General features: G+C 36.4%; 15 protein-coding genes. 8 read left to right on the top strand and 7 right to left on the bottom strand.

All coding sequences use genetic code 11. From position 1 onward, the window contains the following. The first annotated feature begins 136 nt into the window (after positions 1 to 136). Positions 137 to 1714: an autotransporter outer membrane beta-barrel domain-containing protein gene (locus tag FW781_RS18930; RefSeq protein WP_149388844.1), complete on the top strand. Its 1578-nt coding sequence runs from the start codon at positions 137 to 139 to the stop codon at positions 1712 to 1714. Between the two features lie 144 nt (positions 1715 to 1858). On the opposite strand, the gene FW781_RS18925 is transcribed toward FW781_RS18930, so the two are convergent. Continuing rightward, positions 1859 to 2335 carry a GNAT family N-acetyltransferase gene (locus FW781_RS18925; RefSeq protein ID WP_149388843.1) on the bottom strand — a complete coding sequence of 159 codons (477 nt, stop codon included), beginning with the start codon at positions 2333 to 2335 and terminating at the stop codon, positions 1859 to 1861. Positions 2336 to 2754: 419 nt separating this feature from the next. Between FW781_RS18925 and FW781_RS18920 the strand changes: the two genes are divergently transcribed. From FW781_RS18920 to FW781_RS18910, 3 genes are all read left to right on the top strand, one after another. Continuing rightward, entirely contained in the window at positions 2755 to 4248 is a 1494-nt protein-coding gene (locus tag FW781_RS18920) for a tetratricopeptide repeat protein (RefSeq protein ID WP_149388842.1), read from the top strand. 156 nt (positions 4249 to 4404) lie between these two features. Next, entirely contained in the window at positions 4405 to 5829 is a 1425-nt protein-coding gene (locus FW781_RS18915; protein ID WP_149388841.1) for a tetratricopeptide repeat protein, read from the top strand. 644 nt (positions 5830 to 6473) lie between these two features. Next, positions 6474 to 9473: a reprolysin-like metallopeptidase gene (locus FW781_RS18910; RefSeq protein WP_149388840.1), complete on the top strand. Its 3000-nt coding sequence runs from the start codon at positions 6474 to 6476 to the stop codon at positions 9471 to 9473. A gap of 95 nt (positions 9474 to 9568) precedes the next feature. Here the strand turns inward: FW781_RS18910 and FW781_RS18905 are convergent, their stop codons facing one another. Then, positions 9569 to 10735: an FAD-dependent oxidoreductase gene (locus FW781_RS18905; RefSeq protein WP_149388839.1), complete on the bottom strand. Its 1167-nt coding sequence runs from the start codon at positions 10733 to 10735 to the stop codon at positions 9569 to 9571. Between the two features lie 27 nt (positions 10736 to 10762). Beyond that, on the bottom strand, positions 10763 to 11518 hold the full coding sequence (locus FW781_RS18900) for a helix-turn-helix domain-containing protein (protein WP_149388838.1): 756 nt from the start codon (positions 11516 to 11518) through the stop codon (positions 10763 to 10765). A gap of 208 nt (positions 11519 to 11726) precedes the next feature. Here FW781_RS18900 and FW781_RS18895 point away from each other — a divergent pair, with 208 nt between their 5' ends. From FW781_RS18895 to FW781_RS18880, 4 genes are all read left to right on the top strand, one after another. Beyond that, positions 11727 to 13388, top strand: a complete 1662-nt coding sequence (locus FW781_RS18895; RefSeq protein ID WP_198425310.1) for a GIY-YIG nuclease family protein — start codon at positions 11727 to 11729, stop codon at positions 13386 to 13388. Positions 13389 to 13589: 201 nt separating this feature from the next. Next, positions 13590 to 14387 carry a class I SAM-dependent methyltransferase gene (locus FW781_RS18890; protein ID WP_149388837.1) on the top strand — a complete coding sequence of 266 codons (798 nt, stop codon included), beginning with the start codon at positions 13590 to 13592 and terminating at the stop codon, positions 14385 to 14387. A 10-nt stretch (positions 14388 to 14397) separates the two neighbouring features. After that, positions 14398 to 14979, top strand: a complete 582-nt coding sequence (locus FW781_RS18885) for a Crp/Fnr family transcriptional regulator (RefSeq protein ID WP_149388836.1) — start codon at positions 14398 to 14400, stop codon at positions 14977 to 14979. Positions 14980 to 15042: 63 nt separating this feature from the next. After that, positions 15043 to 15978, top strand: a complete 936-nt coding sequence (locus FW781_RS18880; RefSeq protein WP_149388835.1) for a ketopantoate reductase family protein — start codon at positions 15043 to 15045, stop codon at positions 15976 to 15978. Between the two features lie 89 nt (positions 15979 to 16067). Here FW781_RS18880 and FW781_RS18875 read toward each other — a convergent pair whose 3' ends face one another. The 4 genes from FW781_RS18875 to FW781_RS18860 all read right to left on the bottom strand — a co-directional run bounded on the left by FW781_RS18875 (position 16068) and on the right by FW781_RS18860 (position 18516). Then, entirely contained in the window at positions 16068 to 16418 is a 351-nt protein-coding gene (locus FW781_RS18875; protein WP_149388834.1) for a 4Fe-4S dicluster domain-containing protein, read from the bottom strand. Positions 16419 to 16563: 145 nt separating this feature from the next. Beyond that, complete coding sequence (locus FW781_RS18870) at positions 16564 to 16887, bottom strand: 2Fe-2S iron-sulfur cluster-binding protein (protein WP_149388833.1); 324 nt, start codon at positions 16885 to 16887, stop codon at positions 16564 to 16566. Between the two features lie 5 nt (positions 16888 to 16892). Further along, positions 16893 to 17945 carry an NAD(P)/FAD-dependent oxidoreductase gene (locus FW781_RS18865; protein ID WP_149388832.1) on the bottom strand — a complete coding sequence of 351 codons (1053 nt, stop codon included), beginning with the start codon at positions 17943 to 17945 and terminating at the stop codon, positions 16893 to 16895. A gap of 1 nt (position 17946) precedes the next feature. Then, the gene (locus tag FW781_RS18860) at positions 17947 to 18516 is read right to left on the bottom strand and encodes an NADPH-dependent FMN reductase (RefSeq protein WP_149388831.1); all 570 of its coding nucleotides are present in this window, start codon (positions 18514 to 18516) and stop codon (positions 17947 to 17949) included.

The following is an 18516-nucleotide window of genomic DNA, read 5'->3' as shown; positions in this document are numbered from 1 at the left end:
TTTAAAGCGTAGAAAATTTTCTACAAATTGCTTAGTTTATTTCTACGCATTGTGATCTTTCCTGTAGTATTTATTCTAATACTTTTACATTATGTTAAACAACAGGGTTTAGTTAATGTAAATAAAATAATGATAAATGCTTAAAATTTCTACAAAACTAATTTTTGCGATGCTGGCTTTGAGCCCGGCCGTTGCTTTTGCCCAGGCGGGAAGTGTTGGAATTAATACTGTGAACCCTGGTTCTACCATGGATATTAACGGATCATTAGCTGCAAGTTATAAAGCGGTGAATACAACGTCTTATAATTTAACATCCTCAGACTTCCACATTTCATATAACGGAGGAGCAGATGCTATATTCAACCTGCCATCTGCTATTAGTGGAGTAGGGAATTTTAAAGGTCGTATTTACAGAATTAAAAATAATACGAACTTTAAAATCACTGTCTTTTCCGCGGCTCCGGAAACAATTAATGGTAGTACTACTATTTCAATTCCTGCGAATCAAAGTGTAGAACTGGTAAATACTGGGCTTACAGGAACAAATTCTACATGGGAACTTCTTTCAACAGGCTCATCTTCTACAGGAGACTATATTATTGTAAAACCTAATGCAGCTCAATCAGTATCTACAGGGTCAGATGTGACCTTCGGATCTGTAATTGCCTCTAATAACATTACTTATAATTCAGGAGTTTTTAATCTGAAAGCGGGAAAGACCTATGTCCTTCGCTGCCAGCTGCACGCCACTGATTTTTCTTTGGCAGGGGGATTTTTTATTTACGAATGGGTAGATGCTTCAAATAACTCTGTTCTTCCTTCCAGTACCACGGGAGTAGTTGATGCAATAAACAACTATCCGGCAACATCTCTTGGAGGGCAGCCGGAAGCTTATGCTATCTATAGACCTACTGTTGATACTTCTGTAAAAGTAAGATTAGGAGGGGCTGGAACTGCTCAACTGAATCCTGGGATAGGATTTATGACAGTTACAGAACTTGCTGGTGGTAACGGAAATGGGGGAACCACAATCATTAATAATAATATTACAGCAAGTAACGGTCTTACTCTTTCCGGAACGGATGTAAAATTGGGAGGCACCCTTTCACAAACAACTGATATTGCAACCGCAGGGAATAATTTAAGCATTAATGGCACCGGAAAAGTCCTTGTAGGAACCAATATTGTACCTGCCGGAGCTTCCAGTGCAAAGATTGTTATTGATAACGGAACCACTAATGGAGCCCTTCAGATTAAAGACGGTACCCAACAACTGGGATATGTACTCACAAGTGATAGTAATGGATTGGCAACGTGGTCTTCCACCGTTACTACTGCATTTGCCAATAACTGGACCTCTTATACCGGAACATTGGTGAACCCTTTTACAGGTGCTACAGGTGGTGGCGGGCTTGCTACTGGGATTTCAGTAACAATACCAGCAAAAGGGTGGTACTTTTTCCGGGCTGGTCTTACAATTGCTTCTGAATGTAACGATTATGTTTTTTACATCAATGGGATTGGTGAGGTCTGGAAAACTTACTGTAATGTTACTACTGTTGCTAATATGAGTCCAAGGGATCAGAACAGGGTACTCTATTTTTCAACTCCCGGAACCTATCCGGTATTAGCTATTAAAACTAACGGAGTAGTTCCTGCATTTAATATAGGAAACCCAAGCTTTTATTTAGATTTTGTGAAGTTTCAAAATTAAGTTGCTCAATTTATTTATAAGATCATCAGATCAGGAAAGATTCTAAAAACACACCATGAAATTTAGCTGTAAAGTATATATTCTTTACAGCTTTTTTTGCAATGTAGAAGAGTTTTAATCTTTATGATTTAACCTTTAAAAAACTTACTTAGGAACATATTTCATACAGATTTCTTCAGGAGAAATATGGGGTATTTCCTGAAACCCTATTTTCCGGTACAGATTGTAAGCCTTATCATTACCGGGAGTGACCTCCAGAATGATTTCAATACGATTAAATTTTTGGGAGGCTTCGGCAATAACGGCCTCAATCAGACCCTGACCGATATTTTTTCCTTGAAACTCTCTTTTTACATACATCTGGTAAATACTTCCGGTATTGTTTTCATTTTTAACAAAAGTGCAGATACCCACAAGTTCATGCTGTGCAAAAGCTCCAAATACAAATCGTTCCGGTGTTTGTTCTTCAATATCGCTTTCTATCCGGAATTTTTCAATATTTACGGCCTCCTGATAGGTTGCTCCAAAAGATTCAGGGAATTTTTCCAGACTTTCCAGGCGGATAGTCCTGTAAATTCTACTTTCTTCACGCTGAAGTTTTCGATAGCTAATATTTATCATAGGTATTGGGTTAGTCATTTTCATTAATATCCGGATACAAATATGTAGATTATTTTGAACTTCTTTTTAGTTTATCCGGTTGAATTTCAACATTTGTGTTAAAATTTTTTAAACTAAATGATGTATTTGTAACAAATTTTACTTCTGCGAGTCTTATTATACACAAAAGCAATCATTTTTTATCGGGAAAGTTTACATGACATTCCGGAAAGCTTAAAAAAATGCTTGTCTAGGGGGAAATTTTAGTACTTTATTTGAATGTTACATTTTTGCAAAATTAACTGCTTATTTCATAATAAGCATGATAAATTATGTATATTTATAACAATTATTGGGGGAAATAGTAAAATAATAGTAGCAGTTTGCCAAAATATTTCAATGAAATATGTATAGGTAGACATAGGGAAAAGTGGTGCTTGATGGAAAGAATTAATCTGATCGTTCTTAAGAATAAAAAAATACATTCAAAGGATATAAAAAAAATAATAGCCTGTACAATCTGCATAGGGTTATTATTATGTATGCTTTCGTGCAGCACTGATTCTCAGAATAAAGAAAGAGAAAATTTTGATACTTCTTTATTAAATCAGACTTCAGACCTTCAGTTGTCAGGGGAGTATGAGGCTCTTATCCGGCTGAATATAAAATATATGAAAAAGGCTGCGAAAATGAAGTATAAAGCCGGAAAAGGACTTTGCTATCTGAATATGGCAGGAGTGAATGTCTCGGCAGGAAATTATGATAAAGCCCGCTTTTTTTTTAACAAAGCAGAGAAAGATCTGAAAAACTCTGAAAATAATTATCATAAAGCAGCATTCTATAATGACTACAGTCTGTATTATTCTCATCTTAAAATAAATGATAAGGCTATTGAATGCAATAATAAAGCATTTTATTATTTAAAAAAGGCTGCAAAAACCAGTCTTGCCCGAAAGCTTCTTCCAAGACTATACGTAAACAAAGGAATTTACTATGCGTGGAAAGGATGGTTCGGAACTTCCTTAAAATGTTTTACCAAAGCAAATATACTGGAAAACTCGGCCTATAGCAATTGTATGGTTGCGCAATACTATTTGTTTGTTCATAAGCCTGATTCTGCTGGAATATATATTGCACAGGCAGATGAGAAGATGCTAAGCCAAAAGACAACTGATGTAGAATCCCTATGGGTTTATTATACTATGGGATACTACTATAATGAAATCAATAATAGTGAACAGGCTGAGAAAGCACTTAAGAAAGCTCTGGACATCAATATTAAAACAAGACGTACTTATTCTTCGCATATCAAAGAGGTTTACATGGCGCTGGCAGAATTGTATAAGAAAAAAAATGACGGTGGCAAAGCCTATTTCTATCTGAAAAAGTACATGGAAGAAGAAGGCAGATTTGATGCCGCAAGATTTACCACGATGAATAAGGCGACTGAGGATTTTATTTCTGAAGTAAAACAGGAGTCGGACTGGCATAAGAATGATCTTCCGCTATTTATTGCCCTGTCTATCGCTGTTCTTACCTTTTCAGGAGTATATGTCCGAAAGATAATTAACAAGCTAAAGCTAAACAAAAACTCCCTGAAAGAAGAAACGGATGAGCTGAAAAATCATGTGGAAACTAAGCAGCTTGAAGAAGTAATAGAACTTGCCAAACGGAATGATTCTTCTTTTTTATTAAAATTTAAAGAATTATATCCTGATTTTATAAAAGCACTTTTAAAAATCAATCCTGATCTTGAAAATTCAGAGCTGACTTTCTGTGCTATGTTGAAACTACGCTTTTCCTCCAAGGAAATAGCAGATTATACCTTTGTACAGCACAAATCTGTACAGCAAAAAAAATACAGAATCAGAAAAAGGCTGAATATTCTGGGAGAAACAGATATTTATGACTTTTTTGAAAACTTGGCAGAATAAAAAAATTCATCACAATAAAAGATGCCGGATTCTGTTTTATAAAAGATTTTATTATTTTAACAGAAGCACTACTAGAGAAAAAATGAGTATAATTTATTCTGATAGATCATTTGTAATCATAATTTATACAGGAATTTAGCTTAAATAGAGAAACATATGACACGTATTTTTCTTGCTGTTTTACTTATTATTTTAGTTTCATGCCATTCTCATTCAAAGAAGGAGGCTGAAAAGAAATTTGATATTTCTCTTCTGAAGCAGAACGAGAAGTTCAGAGTGGCCGGAGAATATGATTCTCTGATCAATCTTAATAAAAAGTATTATAAACTGGCTGATAAAATAAATTATGCTGATGGAAAAGCGCTTTGCTATATCAATCTGGCTGAGCTTAATATTTCATTAGAAAATTTTCAAAAATCTCAGATTCTTTTTGATAATGCAAAAGAAATTCTGGATCATTCGGAAGATAATATACACAAAGCCAGGTTTTATAATGTTTACGGCCGGTTCAATATAGAACTCCGGAGGGTTGACAAAGCTTTTCAATATAATAATGAAGCGATGAGCCTGATACAGAAAAGCGGTCAATCTGAACTTAAAAATGACCTTCTTTTCAGTATTTATTTCAGACAGGCCCTTTATTTTATCCAAAAAAAAGATTACAAAAAAGCACTTGAATATTTTCACAGGGCAAAAAAAATGGATAGCACAGGTCTTACCGATTGTGCAATAGGTGATTATGTTTATATGCATAAGAATAAAGATTCTGCATACAAATACGTTTCTACTGCTTATAATAAAGCTAATATAAGAGGAAAAGAAGACGGAATTGCCCTGTATGCCAATACTATAATGGGAGAATATTTTCTTACCAACAAACAATACGATAAGGCAGAAGAAACCCTTAAGAAGGCTTTGAAAATTAATGAAAAAACTAAACGTATCTATGCCTACTATGGCAAATATATTTATAACGATCTCAGGATATTGTATGAACATACTGGGGATAAAGAAAAAGCATACCTTTATTTGAAAGCATATACAGAGGCTTATTATAAAACTAATACATCTTTACTGGCCACAATCAATCAGGATATGGAATCCTTTATTACCGGAGCCCAACAGGATGCAGACCATCATAAAAATAAAATATACTGGATTTTCTTTTTATCACTGGCGGGTCTTTCTCTGCTAGGATTGTATGCATGGAGAATTATCAGGGCTTTGGGGAAAAGAAAAGAGGTACTTACGATAGAAGCCGAAAATCTGAAAATCAGAATGAATGACAACAAGCAGGAAGAGATTATAGAACTTGGTAAGAAGAATGATCCTGAGTTTCTGAATCGTTTTAAAGAAGCTTATCCTGAATTTATAGATCAGCTTTTAATAATTAATCCCGGTCTTGAAAGTTCTGAATTGATTTTTTGTGCGATGCTGAAACTGCATTTTACATCCAAAGAAATTGCAAATTATACTTTGGTTCAGCATAGAAGTGTCCAACAGAAAAAATACAGAATAAGAAAAAAACTGAATATTCCAGGAGAAACGGATATTTATCATTTCTTTGATACCTTGAAATAATTTTAAAAAAAAACTGTCTGATTCATCATGTCAGACAGTACTCGAAATATTCTCTTTTCACCACTTGGATTTTTTTGTGGTTTCTTTGTCCAAATATGAAAATTTTTAACCGAAACAAGAAAAAAAGCTATACTACACGAATACTACATCGTGTATTTGCTTTTTTAATTGATTGATAATTAGTGTATTATGTTTTATGTTGAATTTAAAGATTTTTTTTAAAAAAAGAATCAACAGTGCTGAAGTAACTTGCTTTTTTAGCTTGTATTCTAAAATAATAGACTCTTTATAAAATATTTTTTAGCCTGATTTTCAAGGTTTTTAATAAGTATATTGATAAAAACACTCAAATAATTTCATCTTTTTGAAATCTCTAAGAAATAAACAAATAATTAGGGCTGAACTATAAGTCATTGGTATATATGTACTTACGATTATGTTGTATCTGTGTAGTATCGTTTTTTTTTGTTTTTTATTCAGAAAATATAAGTTTTGCAAAGAGTTTTGTTGTGAATATCACATGATATATTTTGTTTTATTGAATTTATGATAATGTTTGTCGGTATCTTTAAGTATAGAAGCTCGATAATCCTTTCAATAAAAACCGCAATATATTCTTCCAAAGTAACTTTTAATAGAGCTTTATGAAAAAAAGAATTTTATTTGTTTGCGCATTAGCGTCTTGTTTTACAGCTTTCAATGCTCAGAGATGGGAATCTGTTTCTCAAAAATCTTCGCAGGTAAGAGAAGGTGTAGAAGTACAGCATTCTTACAGAGTTGATCTGAAGTCTTTGAGGGAAATGCTGAAAAATGCTGAAGAAACGGGAAAGAATGCACGTCCTGTTATTATTTCTTTGCCAACAGCAGAAGGAAAGATTGAAAAATTTGCTGTCTATAGCAATCCTGTAATGGATCAATCGCTTGTAGACAGGTATCAGCTGGGCTCCTATGTGGGAATTGGTGTGGATGATACTTCTAAATATTTAAGATTCAGTACATCCCCTACTGACATGCAGTCTATGATTATTAAAGACGGTGTATTCCAATTTATAGAACCCATAAGTACGGATAAACAAACTTACGGTGTATTTTATAAATCAAAAGAAACAGGGGAGCATGGTTTTAAATGTGATACCGGGGAGTATGATTTTAAAAATATAAATAAGCTGGTAGAAAATGGTAAAAAAATGCTTTCCGGAGTGGGAATTACCAGCAGACCTACCAATACAAAATACAGAAATTTTAGAATGGCATTATCCGTTACCGGAGAATACAGCCAATATCAATTGACCGCAGCGGGAACTCCTGCCAACGCAACAGATGATGTGAAAAAAGGAGTTGTTTTGGCAGCAATGAACAATACCATGACCCGTATAAATGGTGTTTTTGAAAGAGATTTTGGTACTCATTTAACAGTTCAGAACCTTCCACAGATTATATATCTTGATGCTGCATCTGATCCTTATACAGATAATTTAAATCTTCAGTTACAGCAGACTCTTACTTCTGCAGTAGGAAATGCCAACTACGATATTGGGCACGTTCTTCATCAAAATGCAGAAAGAAGTGGAAATGCCGGTGGAATTGGGATTGTCTGTACAGATCCTGCCAATAATACAGAAATTAAAAAAGGATCAGCTTATACCCAGGGACCTGTACCTGTTGGTGAAGTTTTTGACTTTACCGCAGCACATGAAATGGGGCACCAGCTGGGAGCTAATCATACATTTTCAAATACTTCTGTTACAGATGCTCTTCAGGGAGCGAATGTAGAACCGGGAGGAGGAACAACAATCATGGGATATGCAGGGATTACTTATGATAATGTACAGGCAAACGCAGATGGATATTTTCATTACAAATCCATTGATCAGGTACTGACCAATTTAGAAAATAAATCTACGTGTGGAGCATCTCAAAATATTATTAATAATACAGCTCCGGCAATTAATCCATTGTCAGCGTATAACATTCCTAAAGGAACGGCTTATTATCTTGAAGCTTCTGCTGCAGATGCTGAAAATGATGCTGTAAACTATACTTGGGAGCAGAACGATACTACAGATGATTTTTCTACCATTTCAGGAGATAGCGGATGGGGGTATAATCCCAAAGGAGCCTTAACGAGATCAGTTCCTGGTACACCAAACGGAAGAAGATATTTTCCTAAGCTGGAGACTGTGATGAACGGAATACTTACAGATAAGCAGGGATGGGAAACTGTATCATATATCCCTCGAACATTGAATTATGCTGTAACGGTAAGAGATCTGAATGCTCAGCGCCCAATGGTTTCAACCTCAACAACTACAGTAACAGTTGGGAATGATGGTCCATTCAAATTCAATGGGCTTACTGCATCTTCAGTATTGTATAATGATGCAGTAAGCACAATTTATTGGGATGTTGCCAATACGAATGCTGCACCTTATAATACAGCGAGCGTAAAAATAGATTATACTACAGATAATGGAGTCAGCTGGACGAACCTTGTTGCAGCAACTCCTAATACCGGAAGCTTTAGTGCACAAATGCCGGCTAATATAAATGGAGCTGTAAAATTAAGAATATCAGCTGTAGGAAACGTTTTTTACGCAGTATCTCCTGCCATTACTGTGGGCAGTGCACCTACATCTCCTACGTCAGCACCTACAGGTCTTTCCACTATAGATACTGAGATTTTCAAAACAACAGCGAGGGTATCTTGGAACAGTGTTCCGGGAGCTACCTATTCTGTTAATTATAGAAAAGCAGGAACTGTAAATTGGTCCAATGCAGTGAGCCCGGCAAATTCATTAGTATTAAATAGCTTAGAAGACGAAACAAATTATGAAGTACAGGTTGCAGCTGTAGTGAACTCTGCTGCCGGAGCTTTTTCTAATAATTATACATTTAAAACAAAAGGTTTAAAGACAGGAGTTGATTACTGTATATTGAATTCAGGGTCACCTTATTTTGCCGGAATTGTATCTGTTAAAGTAGCGAATTTGGATTACTTTAATGGGGTTGCAAGATCATATATAGACTTAAGCGAGGATCCTTCTAAAATAGTGAATCTTGTTCAGGGGAGTTCTTATACACTAAAGCCTGCTGTTGTAAACTTACTTGCTGCTGCAAATGAAAATGTCTCTGTTTGGATTGATTATAACAGAAACGGAGTATTTGAAGCTACTGAGAGAGTAAGCAGTATATCAGGTGGTGCTCCGAAAGGGCTTGTAAATTTTGGAGATCATAACTTTACGGTTCCAGCCACATCATATACAGGAGATAAATTATTAAGAATGAGAATTGTTGGTAAATATTCAACTGCAGCTCTTACTGATACTTGTGGTGAACTGGCAAGCAATGCGGGTGGTATTTTGGATCTTCCTGTTAAAATTACTGCTGGTGCTCTTGCTGTGAGAGAGGCTATTGACACAAAATCTTCAGAGGTATCTATTTATCCTAACCCAGCAGATACATTTGTAGAAGTGAAAAACCTTAAAGGTAAAGCAGATTACAAAATCTACAGTGCAGACGGAAGATTGGTTCAGGAAGGTAAAATTGAAGGTAAAATCAACGTTGCTTCTTTGGTAAAAGGAATGTATGTGATCACTATAAAAGATGATAAGAATACTTACAATACTAAGTTAATCAAGAAATAACACACATGAATCTTCGCATCAGGATCTAAAAAAGCGGAGAGAAAAAAAGTTTATTTAACTGAAAAAGGCTGTCTCTGGTTGAGGCAGCCTTTTGTTTATAATGAAGTAATATGACCATTAAAGAAATCCAGCATGGTTGCTAGTGATTTTTCAGAATGCATCCGTTCTCCATTTTCAAGAGATTCCTGTGTGGCAATAGCCGCTCTTTTACGCATATGATGTTCATAGTCGGAAATAGCTTCCTGTAATGTGCTGTAGCTGTTATTTGTTAAATATTCACTCAGCTCAAGGGCATCCAGCATGGCCATATTAGCACCTTCTCCCGCAAATGGAGGCATTACGTGGGCCGCGTCACCAATCAGTGTCAGATTGGGTTGTGCTTCCCAGGTCTGATCTGAAGGCATAGAGTAGATCAGGCGCGGAATAAACGGCGTAACAGCATTTTCAAACAACTCATCCCAGACAGGGCTCCATCCGGAATACTCTGTTTTGAACCATTTTAGTATCTGTGTATGATCAGAAAAATCAAGACCGCTGTCAGCTGGCCAGTTTTCATCAGCTTTAAAGCTTGCATAAAATCCAAGGTCTCCATTGCCTTTCTGACCTAATAAGATATTTTTGGTATTTCCAAATGCCATTATTTTTCCACCTTTAATCATAGCATCAATCTGAGGGGCATTTTCTTTTGAGACATTGCCTTCCAGCATGATGATTTCGGAATAAACAGGTTTACTATCAGTAAGATAAGGCCGTATTTTAGAATTGGCTCCATCACCGGCAATAACAAGATCTGCATATTCTGAAGTTCCGTTTTTGAAATGCAGAAGCCATCCTTCATTCAGGCGTTCCATCGTGAGAAAATGACTGTCCCAGACTACAGTTTCAGGATGTAATGATTCTAAAAGCATATTCCTTAGAGGCCCGCGGTCTATTTCAGGACGGAAATGTTCTTCGCCAAAATCTTCTTCAGGTTTTGTTTCATGATCATTGAAAAATATTTGAGCCTGTTCATTCATGATCAGGGTTCTGTCTGCTCCGGGGCGGAAAGTCTTTTTAAATTCTTCCAGCAGCTCGGCTTTGCGGATGGCTGCCAGCCCTGAATCTTCATGCATATCAAGAGGGGAACCCTGTACCCGTGCATGTTTATTGAAATCTCTTTCATATACTTTTACATCTGTACCTTTCAACTGTAAAAGTCTTGCCAGTGTAAGTCCTGCGGGACCGCCGCCAACGATTGCTATTGATTTATTGTCTATCAGCATTGTTTATTTAAATTTTACAATGCAAATTTATTTTCCTTTCAGCACGGATAATAGTACAAATCGGTCGTTTTTATTTTTTGATAATTCTTTAGGAGCAACTCCTGAAAATTTCTTCACTTCTTTGATGAAATGGTTTTGATCCGTGTAATTAAGTTCGGGAAAGAGTCTTCCCTGTGCAATGTGTTCTAAGGACTTTCTGAAACGCAGAATAGTAGAATAGGCTTTTAATGACAAACCAAGTTGTTTGGTAAAATAGCGGTTGATCTGTCTGCTGCTCCAGCCTGTTTTTTCAGAAAGTTCCTGCACGCTCATTTCGCCCTTTGAAGCATAAATCAATCCGAAAAGTCTGCGTTTTCTTTCATCTACCTTTGAGGGAAGCAGTTCTTTTATTTTTTGAATTGCTTTTTTACAACAGCAGGAAAAATCTTTTAAATCATCTGCTTTAAAATTCCAGAAATCGGGAGAAAGCTCTTTTCCAATATTCAATAGGTCTGCAATGGAGATATTTAAAATATATTCAACTGCAAGAGGTTTAAAACTTATGATAAATGCGGTAGTATGGGGTGCTATATACCTTTGTTCGGGATAAGTTTCCAGCCCGAGAAGGGTAATATGAAAAGGCTCTGAAGCAGACTGTGAAAAAAATAAATCAATTCTTCCGTCAGGAATGATCACCACTTCTTTAGCCTCATCCGAAAGGTTCTGAAAAGTTCCCAGATTTTCAACAAAATCCGCGATTTCTTTATCAGGTTCGATGAAATTATAGGTGAAGTCATTATCCATAAGTATGGTCTGTGGCAGACTGTTTTAACGAATGAAATTACAAAATTTGTTATAAACTGCAAAGTTATTGATACATTCACTGTAATCCGTGAGGCCAATATTCTTCAATATGAAAGATGACTTTTAAAATATAGACTTTTTAGTGTTACGGTTTTCCGTAAGCTGTACCTGTCTTTTTTATTTAATATTGCCGTAAAAATTTGAAACCATGGCAGTTTTATTGATTATTATTTTGTTTATACTGATGCTCTATGCATTTGGTACATCAGGGAAATTTAAAAAAGAATCACTTAGGAAAGATACACTGATTACCAATTTAAAAAGAGAGAATAATGAACTGAAAATGGAGAGATCCAGATTACAGCTTGATAAGAATACTCTCAACAAAAAAGTAGCTGAACTGATGCAGCATAATGATGCACTCCGAAAGTATCAGGACATTATTGATATTAAAGTTGAATGTGATTATCTTCTTAAAAAAGCAGAAAGAGATAGCTTGAGATTAAGAGAGAAGGCCGGACAAGAGCTTTCTAATGCTCAACTTGAAGCCCGAGAGCTTCGCAGAAATGTAAAGGAAAATACTGAGAAAAAAACCAGAGAGATAGAATTACTCTACGAAAATGCCGTAAATGAAGCTAAGCGTATTGTAGATAATGCTGAAGCGAGAGCAGAATCAATAGGTGGTGACGCTTATCGAAGTTTAAGGGAGGCTGATCAGATAGCGGACAGAATAAAAGCAATGAAAAATGTCATTGAGGGCTATGGCAATGAATATTTGGTTCCAACTTATACTTTATTGGATGAACTGGCAGAAGATTTCAGCCATAAGGAGGCCGGTGACAATCTTAAAAAGCTTCGACAAAACAATAAACTTATGATTGTTAGCAGACAGGCGGGTATCTGTGATTATATGGATGAGTCAAGAAGGAATACAGCGATTGATTTTGTTATTGATGCTTATAATGGAAAGGTAGACTCTATTTTAGCTTCCGTAAAGAAAGATAACTTTGGCATATTGAAACAAAAGATGGACGATGCATTTCAATTGGTAAACTTTAATGGACAAGCTTTTAGAAATGCAAGAATATCAGAGGTGTATCATAGTGCAAGAGTCGAAGAACTAAGATGGGCAGTTGTTGCCCAGGAGCTAAAATGGCAGGAACAGGAAGAACAAAGGCAGATTCGTGAGCAGATTCGAGAAGAGGAAAGAGCCCGTAAAGAATATGAGAAGGCAATAAAAGAGGCTGAAAAAGAAGAACAGACCTTAAAAAAGCTGATAGAAAGAGCAGAATCTCAGGTCGCGAAAGCTAATGAAGAACAGAAAATACTTTTTCAGCAAAAGCTGGAAGAATTACAGCAAAAGCTTAGCCAGGCAGAGGAAAAAAATCAAAGAGCAATATCTATGGCACAGCAGACCAGAACAGGAAATGTTTATATTATTTCAAACATTGGCTCATTTGGAGAAGATGTATATAAAATTGGTATGACAAGACGTCTGGAGCCTCTTGATCGTGTTCGTGAGCTTGGGGATGCAAGTGTTCCTTTTGAGTTTGATGTTCATGCTATGATTTATGCTGAAGATGCTCCGGCTTTAGAGAAACAGCTTCATAAGAAGTTTTTAAAAAGCCAGTTGAATAAAATTAATCCAAGAAAAGAATTTTTTAAATTAAATATTCACGATATCAGAAATTATCTTGATTCTATGAATATTAGCTGTAAATGGACACTGGCAGCGGAGGCCAAACAATACCGCGAAACCTTGAAGCTTGAAGAAGATATGAAAACCAATAAACAGCTGGAAGCAGAATGGGAACAGTATCAGGAGGTTACAGATCCTGTTACTTATGATGAGGTTATGTCTGAGGAATAACTGTATTATTGTTTTAGATATAGAATAAGAAGCCATTGAACTTAAAGTTTAGTGGCTTCCTATTTTTCATAATGAAAGCATTATGAAATTAGTTTTTTTAAGAAAAATAGGGGTTTAATCTATTATTGTCATCTTTAAAGTCTCTATATTTGAATGATATAAAGCATTGTAAATAAGAAATGCAAAATGAAAACGAATACTATGCAAAAAAAGGAAATCAATTTTATACAGCACAATGAATCTGCCTGGAATAAACAGGCATTGGAACAGAATGAATGGTCAAAAGCAGTAAGCTCAGAATTGATCAGTGATGCAAAACAAGGAAAATGGGAAGTTCATCTGACTCCAAAGCCACTGGACAAAGCATGGCTGGGAGATGTGAAAGGAAAGAAAATTCTGTGTCTGGCATCCGCAGGAGGACAGCAGGCTCCGATATTAGCTGCGGCAGGAGCATCTGTAGTGGTGTTTGATATCTCGGAAGAACAGTTGAAGCAGGATCAAAAGGTTGCAGAACGTGACGGATTACCACTGGAAATCGTTCAGGGTGATATGAGAGATTTGAGTGCATTTGAAGATGAAACATTTGATATTGTATTTCATCCTATTTCCAATCATTATGTAGAAGATGTAAATCCTGTTTGGAGGGAAGCTTATAGAGTTTTAAAAAAAGGCGGAGTATTGCTGGCCAGTTTTTTTAATCCTGTCGTGTTTGTAGCAGACAGGAATCCTCAGGATATAAAAGACGGAATTATCAGGCCAAAATATACGCTTCCTTATGCTGATATAAAAGACCTGAGCCAGGATCAGATTCAGAGAAAACTGGAAAATAATGAAGCTCTGGTTTTCGGGCATACACTTTCAGACCTTATTGGCGGACAATTGAAAGCTGGTTTTATGATTGAAGATTTTACTGAAGAAATGCAGCCTAATCCACGTTTTTTAATAGATAAATATCTGCCTACTTTCATGGCTACAAAAGCAGTGAAAGTAAATTTATGACTGTATTCTAATGGACAAATCATCAATTAATGCCTACTTTCATTCCCTTTTCAGTATCAAAGCGGAGGTGGTTGAAAAGATCACAGAAAAATTTATCCAGTTTGAATTAAAAGCCAATACTGTTTTGCTGGATAAAGAGGCCATCAGTACCAAAACATACTTTCTGGAAAAAGGCTATGTCCGTTCATACATCCTAAATGAAGACAATGAAGAGATTACCACCAATATTTATACTGCTCCCTGCTTTGTTAATGATTTTCTGTCTTTTTTCAGGCAGCAGCCTACTAAAGAAATATATCAGACCGTGACTGAATGCGTTTTCTGGGAAACAGGATTGGAGAATGTACAGGACAATTTTCATAATATTCCTGAATTCAGAGAATTCAGCAGACTTCTTTTTGTCCTGAACTACTATAATATTCATGACAGACTAATAGAAATGGCAAGTCAGAAAGCTTCCACAAGATATTTCAATCTGATGAAGAAAGATCCTGATATTTTTCAGCATGTTCCTTTAAAGATAATTGCTTCTTATCTGGGGATCAAAGACAGTTCACTGAGCCGGATCAGAAGGGATATTCATAAAATTTAATTTCTTTTCATTTGTCAAGTAATATTTCGGAGATCATCACTGATCTTTGCTAAAAATAATTTCATGAACAAAAAACATATTGTCGTTGTAGGATTAGGTGGAGTAGGAGGTTACTTTGGTTTTAAAATAAATCAAGCCAATGAAACTTCCGGAAAATATACTGTTTCTTTTGTTGCCCGAGGAGAAACCTATAAAAAAGTAAAAGAAAACGGATTAACCCTGATATCTCCCGAACATTTCAATAGTCAAACACATCCTGATGCTGTTCAAGAGAACATCAGTGATATTCAAAACCCTGATCTTGTGCTGATCTGTGTAAAAGAATATGATCTTGAAAATGTGTGTAAGCAGCTGATACCAGTCATCAGCAAAGATACCATATTGCTTCCGATGATGAACGGTGCAGATATCTATGACAGAATACGTAAAATAATTCCTGAGCATACGGTTCTTCCAACCTGTATCTATGTAGCGTCCCATATTAAAGAAAGAGGAACGGTGGAGCATAAAGGAAAAACAGGGAAAATGATTGTGGGAAGAGATCCTGAACATTTTTCTGCTCCTGTAGAGTGGATTACCGATCTTTTGAGCGAAAGCAAAATTGATTTTGATTTTAAAGACAATTCATTAACGGATATCTGGACGAAATTTATTTTCATTGCCAGTTTCGGATTGGTAACAGCTAAGCATAATTCATCTATAGGAGCTGTATGTACTGATGAACAGCAGAGAAACGAAGCTGCCGAAATTATGAAAGAAATAAAGAAGATTGCAGATAAAAAAGAAATCTATCTTCAGGAAGACATCGTTGATAAAACCTTTGAAAAAGCTTCTACATTTCCTTTTGAAACCCCGACTTCTTTACAGCTTGACATTCATTCAGGAAAGCAGGAAAATGAGCTTGAATTATTTGCCGGAGCCGTCTTAAAATATGGAGCCGAACTTGGAACAGAAACTCCTTTTACCCAAAAAATCTACACTGAAATTAAAGAAAAATAAGGTTTGGCTGAAGCCGATGAAGAATCAAAATAAAAAAGGGCGGGTTTTAACCCGCCCTTTTTGAAATTAAATATAAAAAAGATAGAATTTTAAGCATTGTGCATAAATTTCTGCCGATCGAGTAATACTTCATCCGTTTCCCGATGATCAGGATCATCTATACAGCAGTCTACCGGGCATACGGCCTTGCATTGAGGCTCCTCATGAAAACCTTTGCATTCCGTACATTTTCCCGATACGATATAGTAAACCTCGTCTGAAACAGCTTCATTATAGGTATCGGCATCAGCTTCCGTACCGTCCGGAAATGTGATATGACCTGAAAGTTTTGTCTTGTCTTTCCAGCGCCAGTCGATAGCGCCTTCGTAAATGGCTGAGTTGGGGCATTCAGGTTCGCAGGCTCCACAGTTGATACAGGCATCTGTTATTTTTATAGCCATATTGTTTGAATTTAAAGGGTTTAAAAAAGGGATTTCTTCAACGTCGGACGATTCAGAAATCCCCGCTAAACTTAATTACAGCAGTTCAACACTGTTCTTTTGAAAATAAGCAGCATAAAGTGTGCTAATTTTTATTTTTAAATCATTAATCTGCAGCAATTTGTACTGACAGCCCATCCATCTGAGCTGTAAGATGAATCTGGCAGGCTAATCTGCTGGTTGTATTGGTGTTAAATAATTCTGATAACAAGGCTTCTTCTATATCATTTTTTTCAGGAAGAGAAATGGTTTCACTCAGAATAAAACAATGGCAGGTAGCACACATGGCCATACCTCCGCACATAGCTTCCATAGGTAATTCATAAGCCTTGCAGATGTCTTTTAGGGTTAACCCCATTTCTAAAGGACACAGTAAAGTATGCGCAGTACCACTTTGATCAATAACTGTAATCGTAATTTCGTTTTCCATAATTCTTAGTCAATAGTAGCTACTACCTGTTTTTCTGCCTGCTTTCTGGTACCGTCAAAACCTTCAATACCGCTTACGGTGGTATATTTTAATACAAATTTTTTATTGGGATTTAAACGCTGATAGATACTTTGACAGGCAATGGCCGCTTCATGGAATCCACACAGGATCAGCTTCATTTTATAGGGATAGGTATTGATATCTCCTACAGCATATACACCTGGGATATTGGTCTGAAAATCTGTACTGTTATCTACTCTTACAGCATTCTTTTCAAGCTCTAGCCCCCAGTCAGCCAAAGGACCAAGTTTGGGAACCAATCCGAACAGAGGAATAAAATAATCAGTTTCAATGGGCTGTATTGTTCCTTCTTTTTCAACGAATATTTTTCTTAAGCGATCATCACCTTCTACGGCTATCACTTCTGCTGGAGTAATCAGGTTGATTTTTCCTTCCTGCTTTAATTTTTTCACTTTCTCAACAGAATCCAGAGCTCCTCTGAATTCATTCCTTCTGTGAATAAGAGTAAGTGATAATGCTATTTCAGCAAGATGAACCGTCCAGTCCAGCGCTGAATCTCCACCTCCTGCAATTACAACATGTTTTCCTGCATATTCTTCAGGATTTTTGATAAAATAACTGACTCCTTTTTCCTCAAAAGCAGATATATTTTCTATCGGTGGCTTTTTAGGCTCAAAACTTCCGAGACCTCCGGCAATAATGACGGCTTTTGCTCTGTGTTTTGTCCCTTTATCTGTAATTACTTCAAAAAGATTCTCTTCAAGTTTAAGAAGGTGTATCGCTGTTTCATTGAAGGTAAAACCTGGCTCAAATTGCTTGATCTGCTCATAAAGATTGTCTATGAGCTCTCCGGCAAGCACACTGGGAAATCCGGGTATATCAAAAATAGGTTTCTTAGGATATAATTCTGATAACTGGCCTCCCATCTGTGGCAGTGCATCTATAATATGGCAGCGCATTTTGAGAAGGCCGGCTTCAAATACCGTAAACAATCCTGCTGGGCCGGCACCAATGATCAGTACATCTGTTTCTATCATGTTATGAATGGTTTATAGTCGTGGTTTCTATTTTTTTAGTTGTTGCAATGCTGATAAGCTTATCAAACTTACCGGAATAAAAATCCGAGATTTCAGTTGGATTGCCAGAAGCAAATAATGATGATCTGACAACAGGGACACTGAATGGTAACGGCCACGCACGTAATGACTTGGCAATTGAATCCATTGCATTAATTCCCTGCATTGCCTGCAAACCATCAGCCCAGCATACTAATCCAACTGTTTTATCGGTAAGATAAGGCTCATATCTGCTGGCAGTCACTTCAAGCCAGTCCAGGCAATTTTTCATCACTCCCGGAATACTTCCATGGTAAAGGGGTGCCAGCCAGATGTGCAGATCGGCATCTGTAAACATCTGGGTCATACGTTCTACTGCCAAGGGAGTTTTGGTAAGGGTAACATCAAATAGCGGAATGCCGGAGTCAGCAAGGGTAAAAATATCAGTCTGAATTCCCAGTATTTTCAGACGTTCTGAAAAATAATCGGAAATCTGTCCGGAAGTAGATTGTGTTCTTCTTTCCAGAGATCCGTTGAATATGATTGCTTTCAT

The organism is Chryseobacterium panacisoli (genome assembly GCF_008274625.1).
GTDB lineage: Bacteria > Bacteroidota > Bacteroidia > Flavobacteriales > Weeksellaceae > Chryseobacterium > Chryseobacterium panacisoli.
The sequence above is the reverse complement of the archived record's forward strand: the minus strand, read 5'-3'. Positions and strand labels throughout refer to the sequence as shown.

What these genes read in the sequence shown, in the direction of transcription:
- FW781_RS18915 (WP_149388841.1), top strand. Translation starts at nt 4,405, where the DNA reads ATGACACGTATTTTTCTTGCTGTTTTACTTATTATTTTAGTTTCATGC.
- FW781_RS18895 (WP_198425310.1), top strand. Translation starts at nt 11,727, where the DNA reads ATGGCAGTTTTATTGATTATTATTTTGTTTATACTGATGCTCTATGCA.
- FW781_RS18920 (WP_149388842.1), top strand. Translation starts at nt 2,755, where the DNA reads ATGGAAAGAATTAATCTGATCGTTCTTAAGAATAAAAAAATACATTCA.
- FW781_RS18875 (WP_149388834.1), bottom strand. Translation starts at nt 16,418, where the DNA reads ATGGCTATAAAAATAACAGATGCCTGTATCAACTGTGGAGCCTGCGAA.
- FW781_RS18860 (WP_149388831.1), bottom strand. Translation starts at nt 18,516, where the DNA reads ATGAAAGCAATCATATTCAACGGATCTCTGGAAAGAAGAACACAATCT.
- FW781_RS18870 (WP_149388833.1), bottom strand. Translation starts at nt 16,887, where the DNA reads ATGGAAAACGAAATTACGATTACAGTTATTGATCAAAGTGGTACTGCG.
- FW781_RS18905 (WP_149388839.1), bottom strand. Translation starts at nt 10,735, where the DNA reads ATGCTGATAGACAATAAATCAATAGCAATCGTTGGCGGCGGTCCCGCA.
- FW781_RS18865 (WP_149388832.1), bottom strand. Translation starts at nt 17,945, where the DNA reads ATGATAGAAACAGATGTACTGATCATTGGTGCCGGCCCAGCAGGATTG.
- FW781_RS18890 (WP_149388837.1), top strand. Translation starts at nt 13,590, where the DNA reads ATGCAAAAAAAGGAAATCAATTTTATACAGCACAATGAATCTGCCTGG.
- FW781_RS18930 (WP_149388844.1), top strand. Translation starts at nt 137, where the DNA reads ATGCTTAAAATTTCTACAAAACTAATTTTTGCGATGCTGGCTTTGAGC.
- FW781_RS18925 (WP_149388843.1), bottom strand. Translation starts at nt 2,335, where the DNA reads ATGATAAATATTAGCTATCGAAAACTTCAGCGTGAAGAAAGTAGAATT.
- FW781_RS18880 (WP_149388835.1), top strand. Translation starts at nt 15,043, where the DNA reads ATGAACAAAAAACATATTGTCGTTGTAGGATTAGGTGGAGTAGGAGGT.
- FW781_RS18910 (WP_149388840.1), top strand. Translation starts at nt 6,474, where the DNA reads ATGAAAAAAAGAATTTTATTTGTTTGCGCATTAGCGTCTTGTTTTACA.
- FW781_RS18900 (WP_149388838.1), bottom strand. Translation starts at nt 11,518, where the DNA reads ATGGATAATGACTTCACCTATAATTTCATCGAACCTGATAAAGAAATC.
- FW781_RS18885 (WP_149388836.1), top strand. Translation starts at nt 14,398, where the DNA reads ATGGACAAATCATCAATTAATGCCTACTTTCATTCCCTTTTCAGTATC.